Origin of the sequence: Mesorhizobium sp. LSHC412B00 (genome assembly GCF_000503035.1) — a bacterium.
GTDB lineage: Bacteria > Pseudomonadota > Alphaproteobacteria > Rhizobiales > Rhizobiaceae > Mesorhizobium.
The window spans coordinates 46,415-66,691 of record NZ_AYWB01000008.1; the positions used below are offsets into that span (position 1 = coordinate 46,415).

The 20,277-nt window shown below is 62.5% G+C and carries 13 protein-coding genes and 1 tRNA gene; 6 read left to right on the forward strand and 8 right to left on the reverse strand.

From position 1 onward, the window contains the following. Positions 1–10: 10 nt before the first annotated feature. Together X757_RS148585 and X757_RS148580 are read left to right on the forward strand one after the other, a co-directional pair. Positions 11–697, forward strand: a complete 687-nt coding sequence (locus tag X757_RS148585; RefSeq protein WP_023726580.1) for a phosphoglycolate phosphatase — start codon at positions 11–13, stop codon at positions 695–697. A 127-nt stretch (positions 698–824) separates the two neighbouring features. After that, a tRNA-Val gene (locus tag X757_RS148580) sits at positions 825–899 on the forward strand. Between the two features lie 38 nt (positions 900–937). On the opposite strand, the gene X757_RS0134130 is transcribed toward X757_RS148580, so the two are convergent. From X757_RS0134130 to X757_RS1000000165765, 5 genes are all read right to left on the reverse strand, one after another. Further along, positions 938–1,210: a hypothetical protein gene (locus X757_RS0134130; protein ID WP_023668982.1), complete on the reverse strand. Its 273-nt coding sequence runs from the start codon at positions 1,208–1,210 to the stop codon at positions 938–940. Positions 1,211–1,321: 111 nt separating this feature from the next. Beyond that, complete coding sequence (locus X757_RS148575; protein ID WP_023726581.1) at positions 1,322–3,973, reverse strand: DNA/RNA non-specific endonuclease; 2,652 nt, start codon at positions 3,971–3,973, stop codon at positions 1,322–1,324. Next, positions 3,970–5,100 (reverse strand): hypothetical protein, encoded by a 1,131-nt coding sequence (locus tag X757_RS148570; RefSeq protein WP_155921533.1) that lies wholly within the window; start codon positions 5,098–5,100, stop codon positions 3,970–3,972. Before X757_RS148570 ends, X757_RS148575 begins: the two co-directional genes overlap by 4 nt. Positions 5,101–5,404: 304 nt before the next feature. After that, positions 5,405–6,388, reverse strand: coding sequence for a trypsin-like peptidase domain-containing protein (locus X757_RS148565; protein ID WP_023726582.1), 984 nt, complete (start codon positions 6,386–6,388; stop codon positions 5,405–5,407). A 16-nt stretch (positions 6,389–6,404) separates the two neighbouring features. Further along, positions 6,405–8,669 carry a DNA/RNA non-specific endonuclease gene (locus X757_RS1000000165765; RefSeq protein WP_050593944.1) on the reverse strand — a complete coding sequence of 755 codons (2,265 nt, stop codon included), beginning with the start codon at positions 8,667–8,669 and terminating at the stop codon, positions 6,405–6,407. Between the two features lie 508 nt (positions 8,670–9,177). Here X757_RS1000000165765 and X757_RS148560 point away from each other — a divergent pair. Further along, entirely contained in the window at positions 9,178–9,864 is a 687-nt protein-coding gene (locus X757_RS148560; RefSeq protein ID WP_023726584.1) for a Crp/Fnr family transcriptional regulator, read from the forward strand. Between the two features lie 7 nt (positions 9,865–9,871). Here the strand turns inward: X757_RS148560 and X757_RS148555 are convergent, their stop codons facing one another. Both X757_RS148555 and X757_RS148550 read right to left on the reverse strand, forming a co-directional pair. Beyond that, complete coding sequence (locus X757_RS148555) at positions 9,872–14,194, reverse strand: cytochrome P450 (protein ID WP_023726585.1); 4,323 nt, start codon at positions 14,192–14,194, stop codon at positions 9,872–9,874. A 129-nt stretch (positions 14,195–14,323) separates the two neighbouring features. Further along, the gene (locus tag X757_RS148550) at positions 14,324–16,096 is read right to left on the reverse strand and encodes an adenylate/guanylate cyclase domain-containing protein (RefSeq protein ID WP_023726586.1); all 1,773 of its coding nucleotides are present in this window, start codon (positions 16,094–16,096) and stop codon (positions 14,324–14,326) included. 356 nt (positions 16,097–16,452) lie between these two features. On the opposite strand from X757_RS148550, the gene X757_RS148545 reads away from it, so the two are divergent. From X757_RS148545 to X757_RS148535, 3 genes are all read left to right on the forward strand, one after another. After that, a complete protein-coding gene (locus tag X757_RS148545; RefSeq protein WP_023726587.1) occupies positions 16,453–16,710 on the forward strand; it encodes a PepSY domain-containing protein in 258 nt (85 codons plus the stop codon). Between the two features lie 83 nt (positions 16,711–16,793). Further along, a complete protein-coding gene (locus tag X757_RS148540; RefSeq protein WP_023726588.1) occupies positions 16,794–17,534 on the forward strand; it encodes a lysozyme inhibitor LprI family protein in 741 nt (246 codons plus the stop codon). 91 nt (positions 17,535–17,625) lie between these two features. Continuing rightward, complete coding sequence (locus tag X757_RS148535) at positions 17,626–18,096, forward strand: hypothetical protein (RefSeq protein ID WP_023668992.1); 471 nt, start codon at positions 17,626–17,628, stop codon at positions 18,094–18,096. A 96-nt stretch (positions 18,097–18,192) separates the two neighbouring features. On the opposite strand, the gene X757_RS148530 is transcribed toward X757_RS148535, so the two are convergent. Next, on the reverse strand, positions 18,193–20,073 hold the full coding sequence (locus X757_RS148530; protein ID WP_023702268.1) for a murein L,D-transpeptidase: 1,881 nt from the start codon (positions 20,071–20,073) through the stop codon (positions 18,193–18,195). Positions 20,074–20,277: the final 204 nt, after the last annotated feature.

Below are 20,277 nucleotides of genomic sequence, written 5' to 3' on the forward strand. Positions count from 1 at the left end.
AGGACAGGCCATGACCCAACCGATCATCGTGTTCGACCTCGACGGGACGCTGATCGACACGGCGCCGGACCTGCTCGACAGCCTCAACCACAGCCTTGCCGCCAGCGAGCTTGCCGCTGTCGACGAGGCCGGCTTCCGGCGTTTTGTCGGCCAGGGCGGACGGGTGATGATCGAGCGCGCGCATACCGCGCAGCAGAAGTCGCTGGCGGTGGAGGAGCACGACAGGCTGCTGAAGGTGTTCCTCGACCACTACACACTCAACATCCCCGGCAAGTCGCGCCCCTACCCCGGTGTCGTCGAAGCCATCGCCCGCTTCGAGAAGGCCGGCTATCTGCTCGCCATCTGCACCAACAAATATGAGGCGAATTCGAAAGCGCTGATCGAGGCGCTCGGCCTGACCAAGCATTTCTCCGCGATCGCCGGCCAGGACACGTTCGCCTTCCGCAAGCCCGATGCGCGCCATCTGACCGAGACCATCCGGCTCGCCGGCGGCGATCCGCATCATGCGCTGATGGTCGGCGATTCGCACATCGACATCGACACCGCCAAGGCCGCCGGCATTCCGGTCGTCGCCGTCGATTTCGGCTACACCGACCGCCATGTCAGGGAATTCGAGCCATCGGCGGTGATTTCGCATTTCGACGCGCTGACGCTCGACCTGGCGGAACGGCTGATTGCGGCGGCGGCGGCCGGCTGAGCGGAGGGGCGATTGCGCGGCAGGGCCTGCCCTCGCCTATTTCGGGCGTAGAAGGCAGGCGCATCGCCTTGACTTCAACCACATGCCTCCCTTATATCGCGGCTCGCTTGGCCTTCGGGCAACGAGCGGGCGATTAGCTCAGCGGGAGAGCACACCCTTCACACGGGTGGGGTCGCAGGTTCAATCCCTGCATCGCCCACCATTTTCTTTCCCGGAACAGCACACTCCAAGCCAGCACTCCTAGCAGCTGCAACTCGCCCCTTCCCCACCAAAATTCTTCTGCGCAAAGTTCAACGCGCTTGAGTAGCTCGTGTAGCTCTGGAACTGGCATACATCGGATCCGTTCCGCACCTTCATCTGCTCGAGATCCCAGAACGAAACCTCGATGTGATCGTTGGCGCAGTAGACCGTGTATTTTTCAGGCTCCAGCGCGTTGGCTTTCTGCAGCGGCATGGAGACGGCTGGAATGCAAAACGCGGAAAGTGCAAGCATGACGGCGTGACGCGTGCGCATGTAAAAACCTCTGGAGTGAGAACAGCCCGTATTTGTCGCGACGATAGTGAGCGGCGCATCGCGGCTTTTTTACGCGCCCTTGTCTTCGCCCCGCTCGGGCCTTCAGTGTTTCTATATGCTGGTCCATATCTCCAATGTGTTGGCCTTGATGATCGGCACCGCACGGGCTGTCACCAGTCGGCCAGCGGCAACCGTGAGGTCGGCGGCCAGCAGTTCGGCGGCGCCACGGTCGGCGTCGTTGTAGGGGTTGTAGCGAACTTCGTTCTTGCCGGCGGCAGCGGCGACACGTTCTTCGCCAGGGTTTGGAATGCCCCAGCCCAAGGCCCGCATTTTTGCGGAAAGCGCCCCGGCGTCCTCGCGCGCCATGCCGGCGAACTGGACGTAAACCGTCTGTGGGCTCTGCTGGATACGCAGCCGGTCCTTCAGCGTGTTGAGTGCGTTGCGATCCTGCTCACCGATAACAGTCTGGCCGTCGGCTGCCGAAAGGGCGAGATCGGCAACCGCCCGGCGCGCGCCGGCAAACACAGCCAGCCAGTCCGGGCGTTCCCACAATTCAGGCGGTACCCCAAGCAGGGTCTCAAGCACGTTGCGGCGCCCCGCCGGTGTCAGCCCGCTTATGCTTTGCAGGCCGGCCATCTCGACGAGAGCCGCGACGATCTTCTGCCGTTCGACCACCGGAAGGTCTGCGTCTTCGAGGACGGCAATCAGGTCACCGCGCAGTGCATCATTTGCGCCGTCGAGCAGCTTGACGCGAGCCGCCAGTTCGTCGGCCGCGGTTCCATTGGGGCCGCGGTTCTTCAGTGAATCCGTCCATTCGATGAGAGGGTCGAAATTGAGGCTCGTGAGCCTTTCAAGCTCGGCAACCGGGAGCCGATACTGCTCGACGTTGAACGCCCCCGTAGCGTCGGCTGGAATGAAGAACGCATCGACCTCAAATTCCGGCTCCCTCACCTCTCCCTTCACGGCCGCCGACACCGAGGACACCGCGAGCTTCCAATAGGCATAAGGGACCGGCACGCCGTCGACCGGCTGGTCCGCGGGCCGGAAGACAGGACCACTGAAGATGGTCACCCGATTGGCGAGCGGATTGTGCTGCGAGCGAACCCAGTTTTCGAGCGGCACCCATCGGCTGCCGTAGAAAGTACGCGGCTGCGGCATCGTGTTTGGCAGGAAAGAGGCATACTGCGCCAGCTTGAGCGCCGCCGTTGCCGGATCGCCGGCGAACTCCGGACCCCAGGCGATGTCGCTGGCACTTGCAAATCGCGCCGCCAGCCAGGGCCGGTCCGCGCGAAAGTACCAGTTGGGACGAGGCTGGTAGTCGACCGACAATCGGCTGTCGGGTTTCAGTCTGCTGGCGGTGAATTGCAGCGGCAACCTCTGCGACCGATCCAGGTTGACGGCCGAATAGATGGCCATGCGATGAGTTCGGCACATGACCAGCGAGTAGTTGATGTAATCAAGCGGCGGCGCCACGGCGTCGTTGGCCAGGTCGTCGGTTATCCTGGGCAAGCCGATCGTGGCCCCTATGAAATCGACCTTGTATCCCGAAAGAACGTTAGGCTGTTTGTCTATGTCTTTGCCAAGCAGCGGTTCAAGCGCGGCGCGCAGCGGCGCCGGCAATTGGTCGAGCGCGACCTCGCCGCTTTTGACCTGCCCGGCCAGCTCGACCAGCACCCCCTGTCGCAAATCGGGCGCCAACTTGTCCAGGGACACGCTGCCGAGTTTGAGCTGTTCGACCACAAGCAAGATCGCGGATCGCAAAGTGGCCTGCGTGGCTTGCTGCTCGGCCAGCGTCTTGGCGGCGTCTTCCGCCTTCTTCTCGGCAACGGCAAGTGCAGCCTCGGCTCGCTGGCGTGCGTCTTCCGTCTTTTCAAGGGCGGTGGAAAGCTTTCCATTGAGCTTTGCGACCTCACTCGCCGTCGTCTCGGCATCCTTGCGCGCGTCAACAGCGTCATTTCTCTGGACGTAGGCGAAATAGGTGGTTGCCCCAAGGATCGCGGCCAGGATGGCAAACAGCGCGATCAATATATTCTTGCTGCGATCGCGCTGCTTCTGGCTGTCGGTCTCCGCCTTGGCGCTCGCCTCGACGAACTCGGCGATGTCCGGCCCCTGCGGCAGCTCCGCCGCCTCCTTCAGCGCTTCGCCGCGCAGGAGATAGCCGGGATAGCCGGTGTTCTTCCATTGCCGCGCCTGGGCGGCCACGCGAATGCGAAAGCGCTCGGTCAGCTCGTCCGAACTCAGTTCGTCGTCGGATGCGAAGCCGTCGCCGGATTCGGCACCGTCTTTGGTCGCGACGGCGATGGCGACCGTTCCTGAATCGTTGATTTCACGCGATGCCGATTCGGAGTCAACCGCGACGGCAATTGGCTCTGTTGTTTCGAGCCCACCGCCACCTGCGAAAGACGCGAGCCGCACCGGGCTGACGTCGGCTGAGGTGATGCCCGGCCGCGTGACTAGTTCGGCGGACCAATAATCGAGTATGCGCTGCGCCGCGCGCCGGTCGGATTCCCGCGCGATGGTGCTGCCGGCGCGCCGTGCCTTGGCCAGGAAGTCGCGGATGGCCTGCGCATCGGGGGCCGTGTTGTCGATGCTGGCTTCCGTCGTCTCGGCGCCGGCCTTGTCGCTGCGGCTCATCGATGGGTCGACGGCTTCATTGCTGCTGGCGATGCGCATCAGCTCGAGATGTGCGATCCGGATGTCGCTCAGCGAAATAAAATCGGCCGGAGTTTCGGTCTCCGTGCCTGTCGCAAGTTCATCGCTCATGGCCCCAGGTCCTCAATGATCTTGTGCAAAGGCGTGCTGACGCGGACGATCGAGGCGCATTCCGTTTTCAGCGCCAGATCGACCTGGACGAAGCGTTGCTGGGCCTCGTCCCGATAGGCTTCGAAGGCAAGGATGAAGGCGGTATCGACGGTCTCGCGCGATAGCTGGTCGTTGACGTCGGTGGAGTAGTCGACGAGCGTCGCCCGCCACGCTCCAGTGGGGTCGAGGTCGGCAAGAACCTTGACCTTCACTTCCAGGTTTCGCCACAGCGGCGAAAACTGGAACGGCAGCGACTTGTCCGCCGCAGCGCCCCCTTCTATCGGCTCGATCATGTCGGTAAGGCTGGCCAGCTTGTTGTCGATGTCCTGCCATAGCTTGTGCTCGACGACGCGCGCATAGATGGTCGAGGACAGCACCATGATCGCGTCATGCGCGGCCTTGATCAAGGGCACGGACGGCTCTTCTGCAGGAAGTTTGCCGGCTATCGTATCTAGACCGGTGGCCAAAAGTCCGAAGGGCAGGTTCTTTGCCGTGACGAAAATCTGCTGGTTGAGCCGCGACGGCACGACGCGCAGCACGGTGCGCACGTCAAACAGCGCGTCGTAGGCGTCCGGAGACTTGTTATCGATGGCAGCCTGCAACTTGATCGCAGCCGCCTTGAGGTCGTCGAGCCAGGCCTGCTCGATATCGTGAAGCGCCGGCCCCGCCGGCAGTTCCATGACCGACTCTCCGATAGAGACACAGAAGAGCTTCAATATTTTGAGGAAATTGCGCATGACGCGGACCTGCTCCAGGTCGGCCCCCATGTCGCGGGCGGCGACCAGCAGGTTCTGGAAGCTGCCGATGCCGTATTGAAAACTCTGCAGATGGTCATGCAGGTCCTTGTAGGTCTTGAGGACATCGATCTGGCTGGTGACATTGGTGAGGCCGTTGTCGGCGGCAAGCGTGGCCTGAATGTCCTTGGACTGCTGGTTGACGGCGTTGAAGCCTGCGAGCGCGGTGTTGACCCGATCGTCGGTCGTCATGCCGGGCAACTCGGCCGTCGGTTTCTGGCCCGCGGCGAGTTCGTCCAGATAGGCCTTGAACCGGGCCGCGCACTGCGGATTTTGCGCCACGACGGCAGTCATAAGCGCCTGCGACAGTTTATTGGTCAACGCATAGTCAAGGATGTTGAACCAGACTGTAAGCGCCGCCCCCTGGAGGTTGATGGCGCCAGCGACGATTCCAGCGTCCTTGGTTACCTGCAACCAATCGGGAGGCAATGGGTAGAGATCAGCCAGTTGAAGCCTGAGGTCGAAATAGGCGCTGATCTCTGAACTCCCTGGTGTTTGGTGTCTGGCGTTATAAACCGTCACATCCGAAAAATTTTACATGCCGTAGTCCCAAATCGCCGCGCATCGAGCTGCGCCATCGGTCTGCATAGCTCACCATCTACACAGGCTTGGCCGCGAGGTCCTGGATGATGGTGTCGATCGCAATGCCCTCGTTGCGATAATATGTGCTTTTGGTAGGCGCGTTGGGCTCGGTGAGCCAGCCTCCGCTGTGATGCAGCGCAATCAGGTTCCAGTCGGTGTCGAAGACCGGCGAGCCCGACGAACCCGGCAGTGTGTCGGTCAGATACTGGACGCGGCCGCCGCCGACGAAGGCCACGACATTGGCGACGAACGAAATCTGTTTCTGCGCACCGCCGGGATGCTGGATGATATTGACGTGATCGCCGACCTTCACGGCCATGGGCTTCATGTCCAGCTCGCCCCATTTGGAGGCATCGCCCTTGATGCGGACGGCTGACCAATCATTGTCGTTGGAGGTACGAAGAGGCACGGCGGTGTCGATGTCGAACTGGTCGAGCGGCGCGTCGAGCCCGGCAACGGTGCGCTGATAGTTGAACTGGACCACCGTGCCCGCCAATGAAGCGTCGTCAGGCAAGACATGGTTGTTGGTGATCAGTATCCCGCCGGTGGTCATGAAGCCGGTGCCGGAGCTGCCATCCGCACGCTTGATGCGCACCACCGATCTTGCCCTGACAAGGCCGAGTTCGAGATAGCTGATCGGCACCAGCGTGCTCTTGTCGCCAAGGATTTTTTCGAGCTGGGCCGGCGCCGTCGCGCCGCTCCAATTGGCGGTCGCGGGGCCTTCGACCGGCGGCGGCGGGGCGTGCTGCTTTGCCTGCAGCAGTGCTTGGTCGCCGGGATTCTCATCGAGTGCAAAGGCGACGAGGTCATCGGCCCTGGTCTCCTGCTTTGCGCGCTGGACAATCGCAAACCAGTTGTTGATCGCCTTGTTGTCAAAGGCGATCTGGGCAGTCGAAAGACCGACACCTTTGGCAACACGCACGCCGTCGCCGATCATCGGGTAGAGGTTGGCGAGGATGCGGTTGAGACTGTTCAGTTCGGATTGCGTCCATTCGGTCATGGGATTCCCTCCGACCCTAAGCCTTCTTCTTCCGCTTGCGTGATCCCGCCCGCATTGCAATTTCGCCGCCACGAACCGTTTCGTACTGGTCGGCGTCGACAATCGATTTGTCGAAGGTGATGCCGGTCATTTCGGAGATTTCGGTTAGCGGGTACATGGCGCCGATGAATTCGTCGGAGACGGCAAACTCCAGCTCCGTGTCCGACAGATCCTGTTCGAGGACGAAGCCATAGCTGGCGAGCCCGTCTGTGACGCGCGCCACGATCACCTTCCAGAAACGGCGCGGCACCGGCGCGCGAAGACTTGTTCCCTTGGGGCCTTTGCCGGCAAAGGTTCGGTCGTCATCGGCGAGCACCGGGCCAGCGAAGACACACAGCCGTTCGCTCGCCGCCTCCGACAGGACGTGGTTCTCAAGATCGCCCCAGTTCTTCTCGCCCCTTTCGGAGCGGTTGTAGCCTTCGACCTGGGGCGAGCAGTTGGTGACATGGAAGGAACAGACATTGCCCCTGAGCAGCAACTCGAAGGTGCTGCCCCAGGCCACGTCATCGCGCCTGACGATATGGCCCTTGTCGAAGGCGCCCTGATCCTGGGTGTAGAAGACGTCGGGGATCTGATACTTGTCGTCGAGCCGCAGATCCGGGAACCAGCGCTCGCTGAACAGGCCGCCGCGCGAATAGTTGCGGCCCTTTTCCGGCTCGCGCAGATTGCTCTCCTCGGTGACGTTGGAGGCGGTGAACAGCGCCAGCCGCCGCTTGGCGTGCATCTTGAGCGAAAAATTCTGGTAGTCGAGTTGCGTGCCGCCGGCCTTGAGCGGCGCCAGCACGGTGAGGTCGGTGGCCTCAGGCATCGGCACAACGACCGGCGCGAGTTTAGTGCCGCCAGAGAGAAATTTCTCGTCGTAGCCCTTATAGCCGGCATAGTCCGCGACCGTTTTGGGAACGAATGCGCCGCCTGGAGGGGTCGACTTGGCCGCTTCGAGCTCGACCGATTCCGTGACCGCTTCATGGGCAGGCGTTGCGCCGAGCGAGACGGTGATGCGCAACGGCACTTCGAAGGTGACGCTGCCGCCCGGCGAAACGACGACGCCTCCGGATGGAGGCGTCTGGGTGGCGACGCCCGGGATCTGCTGGACGCCGCCGACTTCAACCAGGTTTACGCCCTCGGCCGGCGACCCGCTGTCCGCCTTGTTCCACCATGCGCCCCAATCGTTTGGGCCGCCGCTGGCGGCGCCGGCGAAATTGAGGCCGAGGTCGACGACACGCTGGTCCTTGGCCAGCGCGCCGGTCGGCACGGCGTAGTTACGCTCGAGATAGCGGCCGGCGAAATGCAGCGCCACGACCTCGCCGGTGGCGAGGTTGATCATGGCGGTACCGGAGTTGCCGCCAGTGGTCGAGCAATCATGTGTCGCCGCGCTGACGATCTTGCCGAAACTCTCCGTATCGAAGCCGCCCTGCAGCATGCCCGGTTGCAGGCGCTTGACCTGGAAACGATTGCGCATGAGCTCGTTCTGGACATCGACCGCGTTGCGATTGTCGAACGCGGGATAGCCGATGGCGACGACTTCCTGGCGCAGCATATCGCGCGCGTCGGCGACCGCGAGCGACAGCGGCGTGATGTTGTCGGGCAGGCCTTCGACTTCGAGGATCGCCATGTCCCAATAGGGATGGATCATCCGGACATTGCGGATCTTGAAGACGTTTCCCGCCGCCGAATCGCGCTTGAAGTCGATGCCGGCGGCGCGGCCGTTGATGAATTGCAGATTGCAGTCGCCAAGGCCGTCCGCAAATATCTGCGCCACATGACGATTGGTCATCAACAGGTTGCGGCCGACGACGAAGCCCGTGCCGCCGTAAGGGATATTGGTGTTCCACAACAGTTCGATACGCCCGATCGCCGGCAGGGCGGCTTCGATGCGCTGCTTCAATGCGGCCTCGCTGGTAAGCTTCGTCCACAGCGAATGGCCAGGTGTCGGAGCGCCGTCGAAAGTCAGCGTCGTAAAGGTGCCATCCTTGATGTCATAGACCGGCCGCAACTCCGGGATGATTATGGCTTCCAGATCGGAAAGCTGCTCGGGCGCGACTTCGGCGCCCCGCGCGAGGCTCTCCATGCCAGCGCGCGCCGATTCAAACGCCGCCTCCGTCTTGCCGGCTTCCGCAGGCGCAAGGGATTCCAGAGCGCCGCCTGCCATCGTCTCCACGTTGCCGAGGACTGATTCAGTCCCCTCGCCCCCGGTGACGAGATCGAGATATTGACGGATTCGCTGCTCTCTGCTGACCGGCATAGTCGCCCTCAAAGGTTCTGTCGAAGAAAAGAAATGTATTGCCCCATTTTGGACTGGTGCAATTCTGACTGGCAGGCAAGGAAACAAATCAACTCGCGTCGAAGATGACCGGAGTGCAACGTCGGCATGTCTCTTTGCCGCAGTCGCTCGCGCGATGTATGACGCTCGCATTATTTCAGCGATGCTGTATGTGATCTCCGTCACAGACGCTCACGCTGTTTGCGCCCACCTATCGCAACGGGTGGAAGGGCCATTGCGGCCGCTCGGTTTTACAGAAATTTTATCACCTATCCATTTTTATCAGTTGGCGCCTGCACGCGCGGCTCCTCTCGCCGCGCGTGCAGGCGGCTTTCCGCCCGGCACGAGCCAGGCACTGGGCGCGACCACTGCGCCAAGCCTTTACAAGGCGTAATCGCAAGGGATGAACGCCGGCCTTTGACGCGGTGCACTCTTGCCTTAGACTTCGGCCCTTAAACTTCGCCGATTGCGGCAATTGGGAATTTGGAACATGGCTTTTGGCGGCCCAAACGACAGAAACGATCTGCCGCGCCTGGCACGCATCGATCCAAAGCTGTTCGATATCCTGTTCAGCGGCTGCAAGGTCGAGCGCTACGCCGCCGGCCAGCATCTGTTCGTCCAGGAAGATGCCGCCGACCGGATCTACGGGGTGATGAGCGGCACGGTGGAAATCTCGATCTATTCGCCTGGCGGGCAGAAGCTGGTGGCCAATATCGAGCTGTCGCGCAGCCTCGTCGGCGAGATCGGCGCGCTTGACGGGCGGCCACGCACCGCCACCGCCATCTGCCTGACCGCTTGCGAGCTGGTTTCGCTCAGCAGGACACAACTATTTGATCGCATTGAGAAAAATCCACTGCTGGCACGCGCGATGATCGAACTTCTGTGCGCCCGGCTGCGCTGGGTCAGCGGCGAACTCGGCGACCAGGCCTTCTTCGGCATCGAGGCGAGGCTCGCCAAACGCCTGGTCTTCCTGGCCAAGGTGATGGCCGACAGCGCCGGCTGGATTCCGATCTCGCAATCGGAACTCGGAGAGTTCCTCGGCGCCACGCGCGAGTCCGTCAACAAGACGCTCAACGACTGGCGCAACCGCTCGTTCATTGCCATCAAACGCGGCGGCCTGCGCATCACCGACACCGGGGCGCTGCGCCATATCGCCGAATCGCAGGACGACGACTGACGCCGAATCAGAGCCGCGAAATCAGGTAGCGCAGCGCCGAGCGGCTGGGCATGAAGAAATATCCACCCCCCTTGGTGGTGACGAATTGCGGCATGTCACGGAGCGTCGTGACCTTTTCCCATGACGGAATGGTGAACCTGCCATCGCCGCCGCGCGAACCAATCGTCGGGTCCTTTTCAGCGACGAGGCCCTGGAACGTGGCCGACGAAACCCAGGTCTGCTGAATGAATTCGTACTGGCGCTCTATGTCGGCGTTGAGGCACATGAACAGCAGCCCCTTTTCGACCTTGCCATTCTTACCGTCCTGCTTCTCATAGGTGCGGCCGACCCGCAGGATACGATGGCGCTTGCCGATATTGATCTGCGTATCGCGGTCCTCACCCAGCGAGTCGCGTGGGTTGGAACGGCGAATGTGGGCACCAAGCGGGCAGCGATGGCCTTGCGGATCCTCGGCGCCAGCGGCGAAGTTGTTGTCGATGACGCGTCCCGGATGATCCGGGTTGCGCACCAGCGAGCTACCGTTCTGCCAGCGGCCGAGCATCTTGGCGGCAATCCAGTCTTGCGTGATGGCTTGGTTGCCGAGTTGGCTCGCGACCAAGGCTGCAGCCTTTTTGCAGTAGTTGTTGAAGACGTCGACGTGCTGCTCGAACTGGCGAATAACCAGGAATGAACCGTTGCGCCCGAAATCGCGCGGCGGTGGCGGCAGGCCCGGAATCAGCCGGCTACGGCGCACCTGCGAAAGGATTCCAGTCCGATCGCGTGATGCGCTTACCGAGGGCGAGGCTGGATAGAACCCATGCTCATCACGATAGCCGAACAGGAACTCGCCGGGCGCGACCAGATGCATTGATGCAGCACCCCTGCTGGCGCGGGTCGTGCCCCGGACAATCGGCTGCGAAATCCCGTCCGCGAAACCGAAATGCTCGTAGGCTGGCCCACGTTCCGACCGATCGTCACGCTTTGCCCCGTCGGACGATTTCGTCTTCGTGTCGGTCGGACCCCGGTTTACGGCGAGCGGCAGTTCGGCGACGACCTTCATGCCTGCACCGGTCGTCTTTCGTCTCACGGTGGCAATCTCGGTCTTCAACCGTCCCGGGTCTTCAGCATAGCAGACGATGACCAGGTCCACAGGGTTCTCCAACGACCCCCACTCCCATTCGTCCGGGCCGTCGCGGCCTCGGTCGTCCAGTATGCGCCCACGCTCGGGATTGCCCATGCCATGGCGAAAGGCGATCGGAAATGTTTCCAGTGGATCGCCCTCCACATCCTCGTCGAGCCCAAACTGCCGCAGGCCACCGGGACCAAAGGCGACTATCATAGCTCGCCCGGCGGGCCTGCCTTCGCCGAAACTCGTCTGCTCGACAACGAAATCGAGCCAGGCTCTGCGCTTGGGCGCCGGCAACTTGTCCGGCACCCGGATCGCAAGCATATGCGAATAAGCGAGCGGGCCGAGCGGGCCGAAGAAGATGGACTGGATCTCGCCGGTTTCCAGCTGCTGTTCGAGAGGCGCCGGAAAGGCAGAGCTGATATTGGCCAGCAGCGAAGTGGTCTTTTGAACGGTGGTCGTTTCGCTCGCCGGGCGCCGTAGCGAACCGAACAAGCTCAGCCAGTCGCGCGCCTCGTTGCCGACGGCGGAAGCAATGCCGCGCCTGACCCGGGAATTGATCCGGATGCGCTCCGTGTTGATTTGGGGATAGGCGGAGTACCAGAACAGGGTCGGCACCTGCTGGCGCCGCGCCCACCGCTTGAAACGATCGCCGTCGCGGGCGCCGTCCAGGAACAGCCATCGTGTGCGTGGATAGCCCACGGTGTTGCTCCACACGCCGGTCAGGCCAGCGGACGCCTTGGCGATGAAGTCCTCAAGATAGCTTTCCCAGCTGCCGCCGTAGTTGGAGAAGAACATCAATCGGTTGGAGCCGGGCAGCAGTATCCAGCGGGCGAAATGGATGGTGTTGATGGTGTTGAGGAAGCCTGGCTTGAATACCTTCTGGGCAGCTATCGAGATCAGGTAGAAAGAAAACCTGAGCGCCAGCCGCCGCAGAATGCCGGCCTTCATCGTCGAAATCGCAGTCAGATGGTTTTGTGCCGCGTGGCCCTCCTTGACGAGTATCGCGTTCAATTCAGATATGCCGATCGATGTGCTTTCCGGCCGATCCCTGTCCTCGCGGCGTCGCAGCGCCAGCAAGCACGAAAACGCCAGCAGCGCCGCTGCCACCAACATTCCGAGTCCCGACAACAGAAGTGAGGTGATTGCTACGGCTATGGCGGTGAAGGAGATTTCCTGGGAACTGATGTCGATAGATCTGCCGAACACCACACCGTAGGTCATGTACCAGCAAGCAGCCCAGATGATCGCCACCGTGACGAAGACCGGCGGCACCAGCAACGTCGTCATCAGGGCACGGCCCCAATGACCCGGCGGCTTTTCGAGCAGGCTTTCGGCCGGCTCGAACGCCCAGGCAAACGTCCCTAATGACTGGACACGCTGGCGAACTTCAGCGAGCACGGCAGGAGCGTTGCCGGCGCCTTTGCGTGGCCGCTCGACGATGTCGCGCACGGCTTCGAAAAGCTGCTGCTCGGCCTTGATACGCTGGACCGAGTGCCCCGGCGTGCCCGAAAACACCAGTCCGGCATTGCTGCCGAAAGACGGCGATATGTCGACATTGTGCTTGCGCAGGAAATCGTTCAATGCGCCGCCATCGCGCAGATCGCAGACCTCCTTGAAGATCGGCCGCAGCCGGTGCCCGATGGCGTGCGTGACTGCGTCGATGACATCGTCGATGCTGCCGTCACCGGAAATCTCGAGAACCAGAGCTCCTTTTTCCTGACCGGAATCAGCGCCGATCTCGCCGGTGCCGACCACGGTCAGGCTGGTGAAGTGGACGGTGCCGGCAATGTCGAGCGCGGTGCGGATCTCTTCGACGGCCGGGTTGCCGAGGCTGGCAACCTTGTCGCGGACAGCATCCAGCGACGCGGACCGGGTGACCGGACAGACCACCGTCACCATAGACTGCGTTACGGTGCGGCAGAGTTCTGCCCGTTCGAAATCGACCTTGAGGGTTTCGGGATAGGCGCCGATGCGGGTCATGCGCCCGGCCTTGCCGGGCATGCGGCGCACGCCCTGCTTCTGGAACAGGGCGCGCAGGCTTTCGCCGATCTGGATCCTGGCGATCTCGGCGCCGATGCACTGATGAATGCCGTGGCCGAACACCATGTAGTCGCGATGCGGGCGCGATGTGTCGAACTGGTCCGGGTTCTGCACGGCGTCGGCATCGAACATCGCCGACAGCGTCGCCGGCATCACCACCGTGCCGGCCTTCACCAGGCGCTCGCGGCGCGTACCCTTGCCGATGATCGCGTCGCGGGCCGTGTAGCGCCAGGGGCCGACCCAGATCGGCTTGAAGCGCATGGCTTCAAGGACGGCCCTGTCGAGCTTGGCGGTATCGTTTTCGGCCAATGCGGCATCGATAGCCTGCCGTGCGTCGGGCCGCGACAGGATCACGTCGAGGCAATTGCCGGCGGCCAACACATTGGTCGGGACGAAGCCGGCGATCATGCCCAGCATGATCGAATTGAGGTCGTCCCGCGACAGGCGGCCCTGATCCATCTGGACAACCAGCCTCGCCAGCGGTTGCTCGGCCTTCAAGCCCCGGTCCCTGGCCGACTGGATGGAGCGATCGATGACTTTGAGAAGACGGTCGCCCGCCACCACTGCGAGTTCGCGCATGACGGGGCTCGCCGTCGGGTCCGAAAAGAACAGCGCACTCAGCGCGATCGCCCAGTCGGCGAATTCGGATTCATCGTCGATCTCGACGCCGAAATAATCTCGACAGATGTGCACCGGGACGATCTTCATCAACCTGGAGATCGCATCGAAGCCGGGGCTAGCGCGCGTCATGATCTCTTGCGAATGACGCGCCGCGATCGGCCTGACGGCGGCTTCGACCTCGGCCGGCGGGAATGCACTCAGCACCGACGATTTCATGCGCCGGTAGTCGGCGCCGTCCTGCATGCCGAGGATGAAGTTGGATCCCCGGGCAAGCTCGGTCATTTCCGGGCCGTATGGGGTCTGGAATTCGTCGCCGCGCTCCAATATGTCGCGGACATCGGCGTTCTTGGTGACCACGAGAACACCGAAGAGCTTGCCGGTCGGCCGGAAACGCCGCAACAAGGAAAGCGCCCAGCGGGGGTCTTCGGCCAGAGACCCGACGATGCGCGCAATCAGCCCTGTCTTCCGGATCCGGCCGAGATCGAAGGGCGGCATTTCCGACAGCGGGCGCTGGTTTTTCTGGGCCGCGCGAATAGCGTCGAAATACTTCAGTTCGGTCATGCGCGTTCAAGCCCCCCGGCTATCCACGTTATTGCGATGCCGGCCGTTCAACGCCTAGGTTTGCATCGGTTACACGTATGTGAATCTTTTCACAGTTGGTCCATGTTCCAGCCAGCATTGACGCCATGTTCATTTGGCCAGTCGGAAATTGGCGACGAGGATCTCGTTCGCGGCCTTGTCGGTGAACGGTATCCAGCGCACACGCTGTTCTGAAAAATCGGGATGCCGGGTGGTGAAAATGGTCATCTCGCGCCGCGCCTGTTCCGGCCGGCCGCTTCGCATCAGCGCGCCGATCTTCAGGAACCTGGAATAGAAATAGCCGGGAGACAGGTTGAGCGAGCGGTCAGCGGCAGCGATCGCCGCCGGCCAGTTCTCGACCAAACAATAGGCCGCCGTCAGTTCCCCCAGATTGTGGAAGCGGTAGAGGTCGAACGGGCTCAATCGCTCGGTATCGAGAAAGAACGGTATCGCGGTCGCGGCATTGCCGAGCAGCAGCTGGGCGCTGCCCATGGCCGAGCGCGCGAAGGCAAAGCTCGGATTGATGTGGATCGCTTCCTCGAGATGGTCGACGGCCGACCGCGGTTCGCCGCGCATGATGTCGACGGCGCCGAGATGGGCGTGCGGGCGCGCATCCAGGCTGTCCACCAGCAACGCCTTGCGGGCAAACTGCTCGACCTTGTTCAAATCGTCGCTGTCGCCGAAACGCAGCCATGCCCGCCAGAAATACCACCACGCCAGTTCGTTGAGCACGGCGCTCGAGTTGGCGTCCTCGCGGTAGGCCTTCTGGAAGAACTCGAGTGCGGTTTCGGTGTCGCCGCGGGTGCGCCGGTTCATGTGCCAGCGGCCCCGTCGCACCAGTTGCCAGGTCTCCAGGCTTTCCCAGGGAACCTGGAAGGTGCGTGCCTGTTCCGCCCGGTCGACCTCCTTGTCGAGGATCGAAACGATCTCAGCGCCGATCTGGTCGCGCAGGTTGAAGATGTCGACCAGATCGCGATCGAAGCGCTGCGACCACACCAGCCGCCCGTTGGACGCGTCGGCCAGCGAGGTGTTGAGGCGGATCTGGCCACCATTGCGCATCAGCGTGCCGCTGACGATGTAGCGCGCGCCGAGCGCGTTGCCGATCACCCGCGTGCCCAGCGTGTCGTCGCGGAACTGGAAGCTGGAGCCCTTGGCGATGACCGAGAGCCATCTGGTGTTGGATAGACCATAGATGATGTCCTCGGCGATGCCGTCGGCCATGTAGCCGATGTCATGCTCGCCGCCATCGGCGTGGAAGGGCAGGACGGCGATCGCCGGCGGCCCCTTGGACGACAGCTTCTGCTGCGCATTGGCCTGGGGAATGGCCGCGAACGACGCCGCCGGCGAGGATCCGTTGCCGCTGCGGCCGGCGATCAGAACGCGCACCGGCAAGGCGATGTTCTTCAGCATGAATTCGCCGAGATCGGTGAAATCGGCCGCCGTCTTGTCCTTCACATGGTGCCAGGTCGTCTCCGAAACGGCGAGACCGTTGCCCGGCGCGAATTCCTGGATTCTCGCCGCGATGTTGACGTCGTCGCCGTAGAGGCGGCCACCACGCACGATGACGTCGCCGGTGTTGATGCCGGCGCGAAACGGCATGCGCATATCGTCGGCAACCTCGGCGTTGAGGGCGACGATGCGGCCCTGGAAATCAAAGGCTGCGCGCAACGCCTCGATCGGATTGCCGAACTCGGCCATGATGCTGTCGCCGGCGTCGCCGAACGTGCGGCCGCCAAATGTGCCACAGCTGTCGGCGATGATGTCGCGCCGTTCCTCGAATGCCGCGACAGCAGACTCGTCGTCGATGCCCATCAGCCTCGAGAACCCGACGGCATCGATAGAAATGATTGTCGCCAGCTGACGGGTGTAGTTCCGTACAGCCATGTTCGAGCCCCCGCTCCCTTTCTGGTTCTGGTCCAGCACAGGCGACGACCCGTTCCTGAAACACTTCGCCGCGCGCTGAGAGATGAAGATTCCGGCGGGGTTGGCGCGCCATGCCACCCCGCCAGGACCAGAAGTCTAGCAGGGTCTTTGGCAAAGCTCTACCACCATCGGGTTGTCCAGCGCGGGCCGTGGCAGCACTCATGGTTGGCCGGCCGTTGGCGCAAATATGGGCGTGCCGTCGCTCTGATCGCCGCGATCCAGGGCTTCACGGAAGCTGCGCGACGTCAGCTATCGGAACAAACTGTGCTGCCTGCGAGTTTCCGGTGCGGTTCAGCCAACGTGAAATGAGGGTAATCATGCGAAATCTTGTTCTGGCGACCGGTGTCGTCGTTGTTCTGGCCGGCTCGACGGCCTTTGCCGCGGATGACAGCCCGCTGCCGCCGACGAATGCCCAGAAACTGTCGGCAATCATCGCCAAGGTCGAGCAGCGCGACGGCTTTCGCTATGTGAAGGAGGTCGACTGGGACAAGGACGGCTACACCGTGACCTATTACACCGCCGACAAGGCGAAAGTCGAAATCACCTTCGATCCCGTGACCGCCGAACCGAAATAGCGCCGATACCGCACCGCTTCGGCAATTCCGTCCGCCGCGTTTTTTGCCTACGATGGTGGCAGTTGTCGGACAACGGGGCGACCATGCTTTCTTCCAATCGAATTGCCAACTCGCTTGCGCTTGTCGTTGCACTGGCTGGCGCGGCGGTCTGCCTTGGTCCAGCGCGTGCCGACGGGCCATCCTTCGACTGCCGCAAAGCCAGCCTGCCGGTGGAAAAGGCGATCTGTGCCGACCCGCAACTGTCGGCAATTGATGCCTTGGTGGCCGAGGCCTTTACGGGTTTCGAGCCAGCCTTTGGCGGCGACAAGCGCAAGATCGCCCGTGCGCTCATCGACGACAGGAACGCCTGTGGGCAGGATGCCGCCTGCATCGTCAGCGCCCAGAACAATGCGCTGCAGACCTACGGCAATGCGCCGTCCTGGGTGCAGGATTACAACATCGCCCTGATCGGCAAGAAGGCGCTCGACACCGCGGCCCGCCATCCGGGCAGCCCCGACCAGCCCCTGCCCTCGTCGATCGGCCAATGCGCCTTGACCCACATCACCGCGCTGACGACGCGGCTCGGCGACGACCGGCTGGAAACCGCCGGCCCTGAAGCCGGCAGCCTGGCGCGGTTCAGCAATGGCGGCGCCGGGGTTTCCTACGAGCGGGAGCCTGGCCTTGCCAGTTCGAAAGCCGGCGATCCTGTCGTCATGTGCCTGATTTCGATCCCGAGGGATTGTCCGCAGGGCGACGAGCGCGGGCGGGTCTATTACGGCGTCGACCTCACGATAAAAGGCACATGGGTTTTGCCGGATTCACAACATCTATGCGGCGGCGCCTGAAGATTTGCCGCAAAGCACTGCTGGATGCACTCTTGCGCCGGTCCGCCTTTGATGGCTGAGTGCGCGTAACAGTTGCAGGGCACGGGGGTGCATGGCCATGGTTAAGCATGTTTTGAAGCGCATCCTGATGATGCTTGCCGGCTATTTCGTTTCGGTGCTGATCGGATTGTTCGCGGTCGTGGCGATATATTGCGCACTCGCCGTATTGCCCAACGCGCCGGACTATTTCGGCGCCATGCAATTTTCGCCCATTGTCGTGCTGCTGTGGCCGCCGCTCGGCATGGTCGTCTATTTCCTGACGATCGTGCTGACCGGCCTGCAGACGCTGATCTTCGCGCTGCTCGCCGAATTCTTTGCCCTGCGCAATTTCCTGGTGCACATGCTGTTTGGCGCCGCTGCCGCTGCAGCCGGCTTCTTCCTGGTCTGGCCGGCCGCGGAAGAGGATGCCGGACGCTGGGCCGATATCGGCATCATCGCCGCCGCCGGCCTCGTAGCCGGTCTGGTCTATTGGCTGATCGCGGGCCGCGACGCCGGCTTCCGGCGTCCGCTCATCCAGCGCTGATCGCAGGAAACGGGCGACCGTCCATCGGCCAAAAATCTAATTAAACCAGAGAGATAAAGTGAGTTCCTCGTTCGTTGAACGAGGAACTCCGCTGGTTCAGCTCGTCGGCGAGCGCACCGCTTCAGTCGCGTCCAGCGCCTGCATCAGCCGCGTGTCGCGGTCGTAGACGTCGTTGAAATATTCGACTTTGCCGGACAGGTCCGGCCAGGCAGTGAAGTAGGAGACATAGACGGGAATCGTGCGTGTCACGTCTTCGCTGGCATGGCCGTGCTTGAGCTTTTCGGCGATGTCGTCGACCGAGACGCCGAGCACCGCCGCTGCCATCCCACGCGGATCCTGAAGGCGAATACAGCCATGGCTGAGCGCCCGCATATCGCGCTGGAAGAAGGATTTTTGCGGCGTGTCGTGCATGTAGATGGCGTGCTTGTTGGGGAACAGGATCTTCAGTTCGCCCAGCGCATTGGCTTCGCTCGGCTGCTGGCGCACGCTGTAGGGAATGTTGGCGCCGTAGGCGCCCCAATTGACCGAGGAAGAGGGAACCCGCCTGCCGCGCGAATCGGTCACCTCGTAGCCGGCACGGTCGAGATAGCCCGGATCGCCACGCAGCCTTGGCAGCATCTCGTTGACGATGATCGACTGCGGCACGCCCCAATAGGGATGGAAATCGACCTGCTTGATCTCCTTGAAGAAGAAGGCGGTCTGGTTGGTGGTCCGGCCGATGACGACGCGGGTCTTCAGCTTCTCCTCGCCATTGTCGATATAGCTGGCGGTGAAGGCGGGCTGGTTGATGAACACCCGCGGGCTGCCGAGATCGGACGGCATCCAGCGCAATTCTTCCAGCGCGACCTGCACCTTCTGCAGCCTGTCGGCCTTGGACGTGCCGGCGAGCGAGGCGACGGTGCGCGGGCCGATGACCCCATCGCCCTTCATGCCGGCCTTCACCTGCACGGCCTTGATGATCGGAACCAGTTCGGGAACATAGACATCGCTGGTGCCGAGACGAGACAGGATCTCGCCATAGGCGCCGCCCATCTCGTCGTCGAGATTGCGCGCGATCAGCGTCAGCAGCTTCGGCAGTTCGGCGCTGGTCTCGCCGGGCTTCAGCAACAGCTTGGGATCGACGACGATTTCGTTTTCGGCGCTCGCCTGCAGCGATTCAAGTTCGACGCGCAGCGCCTGATATTCCGCGTTCTGCGGGTGCCGCGATTCGAGGTAGGTGCGCACTTCCTGGGTGTGGGCCAGTGTCTTGAGCGCGCCTTCCATGTCGACCGGCTTCGGCGGAAATTCATAGTAGCCGGTGATGCGATTGGGATCGACGCGTCCGCTCTGGGCGTCACGGGCATAGCGCAGCACGCGCGCCGACAGCGCCATCTCGAAGCGGACGAGTTCCTTCAGATGGGCGTCGGCATCGACTGCCGATGCGTTGGCTGCCGGCACCTCGACCGTGTAGTCGGCCGACGTGAGACCATAGCTTGCGGCTTCGCCAAGCACCCGCACCGCATCCTGGGCGCGGGCATTGGGATTGCCCTCGTTCACCCAGATGAAATCAGGATTGGCAGAGTAATAGGCAATCAGTGCCTTGGCGATATCGGGCTCGGCATAGAGTTCATAGTCACTAAGGCCTGCAACGGCTTCGCGGAAGGCAGTGCTGGTCGCCGACGGCACAAAGGCGGCGTCTTCAGCTGTTGCCACCTGGGGAGGTGCTGCCACCAACGCGGCAAAGTCGACGCGCACCAGCCGGTCGGCCTTGTAGGTGTAGTAGGACGGGCTGCTGATCCTGGTGCCGCCGCCGCCCGATACGGCGGGCTTCGGCTTGCGCTTTGGCGGCGGCGGGAATTCGCCTTGCGGCCTGTGCTTGACGCCACCGCCGAACAGCATGTCGAACAGGCCTTGCGCGCTTGCCTGCGGCACACCGAAGGCCAGTGCTGCCGCCACTGCAAGCGGCATCACGGTGGCTTTATTTCCGAGGAATTTCATTAATCACCCGCTCCGGCTGCAAGCCGGCTCCCGTTCCGCGCCGCTAGACGATCTTGCCAACCGCATGGCGGATGTAAGGCGCTACTATACCGATTCATACCGATTTCGTTAAGCTTCCATAAATTTCCGCAGGCCTGTTGCAGAACGGTTTCACAACATCGTGACGTCTGGAGCGGCGTTGCCGCTCCAGACCGGTCAAAGCGG